Origin of the sequence: Microcystis sp. LEGE 08355, from assembly GCF_015207185.1 — a bacterium.
GTDB lineage: Bacteria > Cyanobacteriota > Cyanobacteriia > Cyanobacteriales > Microcystaceae > Microcystis > Microcystis panniformis.
Genome location: NZ_JADEXI010000522.1, coordinates 1 through 3,269 on the forward strand (window position 1 = coordinate 1; position 3,269 = coordinate 3,269).

The 3,269-nt window shown below is 41.6% G+C and carries 4 protein-coding genes; all 4 read left to right on the top strand.

All coding sequences use genetic code 11. The features are described 5' to 3' along the window. The coding region (locus IQ242_RS20395; RefSeq protein ID WP_193961210.1) for an ATP/GTP-binding protein at nucleotides 1-1,004 on the top strand (1,004 nt) is incomplete at its 5' end. Between the two features lie 2 nt (nucleotides 1,005-1,006). Continuing rightward, a complete protein-coding gene (locus IQ242_RS20400) occupies nucleotides 1,007-1,783 on the top strand; it encodes a DUF3226 domain-containing protein (protein WP_193961211.1) in 777 nt (258 codons plus the stop codon). Nucleotides 1,784-1,880: 97 nt separating this feature from the next. Next, a complete protein-coding gene (locus IQ242_RS20405; RefSeq protein ID WP_193961212.1) occupies nucleotides 1,881-2,513 on the top strand; it encodes a 2OG-Fe(II) oxygenase in 633 nt (210 codons plus the stop codon). A 27-nt stretch (nucleotides 2,514-2,540) separates the two neighbouring features. After that, a partial coding sequence (locus IQ242_RS20410; protein ID WP_193961213.1) for an ABC transporter ATP-binding protein occupies nucleotides 2,541-3,269 on the top strand: 729 nt, incomplete at its 3' end.

Below are 3,269 nucleotides of genomic sequence, written 5' to 3' on the forward strand. Positions count from 1 at the left end.
CTAGCATTCTCGAAGCTGTTTCAATTGTTTGTAATCCCCTCGATCCCTTTCAGTGGCTAGAAGTGGCTCAACGTCGATTATATCTAGGCAGAACATCTTTAATGCGACCGGATTTGGAAGCAATTAAATGGGTTTTCTTTCGTCAGCATAATCTTGCTAGTAACGCATCCTATCAAGGACAAATTTCGATCAAGTGTACTGGAAATTCACCGATTAAAAATCTAGCGGCTAATCTCACCGATATTTACGGTGCGAGCAACGAAAAAGGCAACCCAGAAAAGTTCAATGATGATTCCACCGATTCGGAAACATATCTGGTTATCAATGGGTTAGAATTAAGTGTTACCGCCCATATTTTAGAGCAAGGCAGTCTGCTTGGGATAGATAATGAACAAGTATTTCAGTTTTGGGAAAAAGAGCGTTTTATTCAAAGGAAACGACAAAAAATACTGGTGGAAAATGCCACCATATTTCCTGCTTATTTGTCCTCGGAACCAATTCTAGATAGACTATCCAAAATCATCCTAAAGGAAGAAAATAACAAAGATGATATCCTAGATTTAATTCGGTTATTTGACGAGGAAATTACCGACATACAAATACTTTCACCCAACAATAAACCAACTCTTTATCTAGAACATAAACAGCTTGGTTTTGCCCCTCTCTATGTGTTTGGTGACGGATTTAAAAGAACCTTAGTTATGGTGCTTAGTTTGTTGACAATTACCGATGGGGTACTTCTGATTGATGAAATCGAGACATCTATTCATATTTCTGCATTAAGTCGTGTATTTTCTTGGTTAATTAACACCTGTAATCAAAGAAGAATTCAACTTTTTGTAACTACCCATAGTTTAGAAGCAGTTGATGCCATGCTACAGTCAGAAAAGTCCATAGAAAACGTGGTAGCTTTTCGGTTAAATTCTCCAAGGGAAAAACCTCAAAGATTTTCGGGCGATTTATTGCATAGATTGCGTTGGGAACGCGGGTTAGATGTGAGGTAAAGATGGTGAGATACTGCTATATTGTTGTCGAAGGTCCCCAGGATGTCGAATTCTTAATTGGTTTACTTAAATTTTATGGCTTAAAGCGAGTTATTCATTTATCTTCATTGGATAAATTTTGGGAAACACTTATCCCGAAAGCTTATCCACTAGACGATGATTTAACCAAACGAGTACCAGTACCATCTTTTGTTCAAAATGAGCAATTATCAATCGCTTTACATAGTGCTATTGGCGATACACGCATAGCGCAAACCATCGAAGAAAGTCTCAGGTTCATTCAACCTTCACAGCTTTTTAGTGTGGGAATTTTTGCCGATGCTGATTACAGTGAAACACCTCAAGAAAGGTTCAATAAACTAATTGCTTGCTTATCATCTCTTGATTTGTCAAACTTACGAATGCCTGCCCTACTTGGCGAAGTTACCCATTATTCGCCTCGCTGTGGTATTTTTATCGCTCCTAATAATCGTGAACAAGGAACTTTAGAAGATATTCTCCTCGAATGTGCTAGGATAAATTATCCTGATTTACTCAATCTTTCTCAAACTTATATAGAAAGTATTTACAGGAATCAGTTAACTAAAAAAGACCTCAAATATTTTAAAAAACCAGCAGGTAAAAAGAAAGCAATTATATCCAGTATTAGTAGTATATTAAGACCGGGTAAAGCCCTACAAGTTTCCCTACAAGATAATCGATGGCTAGATAAGCAAACCCTAGAATTAGAGAGCATCAAGCTTATTAAAAATTTCCTTGAGCAAATTATCGGACTTTGAGAAAAAAAAGCTAATTGAATAGCTGCTATCGAAATTATCCCCATCTCGCCTAAAAACAAGCTATCCTAAAGATTGCCATCCCGTTGCGATTCTATCCGTGCCTTACTATTCCCAATATCCCGACGCTTTCACTCCCAGTTATCTGAGCGAACTACAAGGACAGATCCTCGCTTGTCCCCACTTCACAGTTAACAATTTAAATCGAGATTTCGTTAAAACCAAAGGCTTTTCCATCGCTTTTCGACGCACACAAATCAGCGAAGTCGAACGAATGTTTCCCTATTTTAAACCCTATCTTGATCGCAGTTTACAAGCTGACTGCAACGCTTTTTATCTTAACCCCTTACTCCTACAAACCGGTTCACGCGTCGATCCTCATATCGATCGCTCCCTGCGCTCCTATTGTAAAACTATCGATCCCCCGCTCCTAGTTAGCGTCCTTTATGTGCAGGTTCCTAAAGATATTCAAGGGGGGGAACTGGTACTAGCAACAGGCAATCGTTCCGTGGCCCGGATTCGTCCTTGTACTAACACCCTGATCCTCTTTCAAGGAGATCTCACCCATTCAGTTAATCCCGTTAGCTGTTCCGGTATTCGTCTGAGTCTTGTCTGCGAACAATATCGTTTAGATGCCGAAGAATTGCGAGAGATTCCCGCAATGCAGATAGAATCGCGAACCATGAAACCAGAAAAGAAAAAAAAGAAAGATCGGGTCGTTGCTCTACAATAAAAGGGCATTTTTGTAAAGATATTCTAGATGGTGATGCGCGAACCGATCGTCGAATTAAGGGGAGTGACTAAAGCTTTCGGCAAGAAAGTAATCTTAAATAACGTCGATCTGAAAGTGTACGAAGGAGAAGCGATCGGCGTGATCGGTCCTTCTGGGACGGGAAAATCGACGATTTTACGCTTAGTCGCCGGATTACTGGCCCCCGATCGGGGAGAAGTGTACATCTACGGTACAAAACGGCAGAGAACCGTAGAACAGGGGGAAGATCCCCTCGGTGTTGGTCTAGTTTTCCAGCAATCGGCCCTTTTTGACTCCCTCACCGTCGGGGAAAATGTCGGTTTTGCTCTCTATCGCCACTCAAAGCTAAAACGAGCCGAAATCCGCGATTTAGTGGAAGAAAAACTGGATTTAGTGGGAATGTCCGGTTCCTACGACCTCTATCCCTCTGAAATATCCGGAGGGATGCGAAAACGCGTCAGTTTAGCCAGAGCAATTATCAGCGATCCCTCGATCGCCGCCGATCGACCGAACATTCTCCTTTACGATGAACCCACTGCCGGACTGGATCCCGTCGCTTCTACCCGCATCCAGACGGTAATTATGGAACTTCTCAAAGTAAAAAAAGCCTGTGGGGCCCATCTCATTGTCACCCACGTCCACAGCACCATCGAAAATACCACCGATCGCATCGTTTTTCTCTATAAAGGTCAATTTCAATGGGTTGGACCGACTCAGGAGGCTTATCACTCCGAAATC

Bases quoted from the DNA above. Each gene is read 5' to 3' on its own strand.
- IQ242_RS20400 (WP_193961211.1), top strand. From the start codon at position 1,007: ATGGTGAGATACTGCTATATTGTTGTCGAAGGTCCCCAGGATGTCGAA.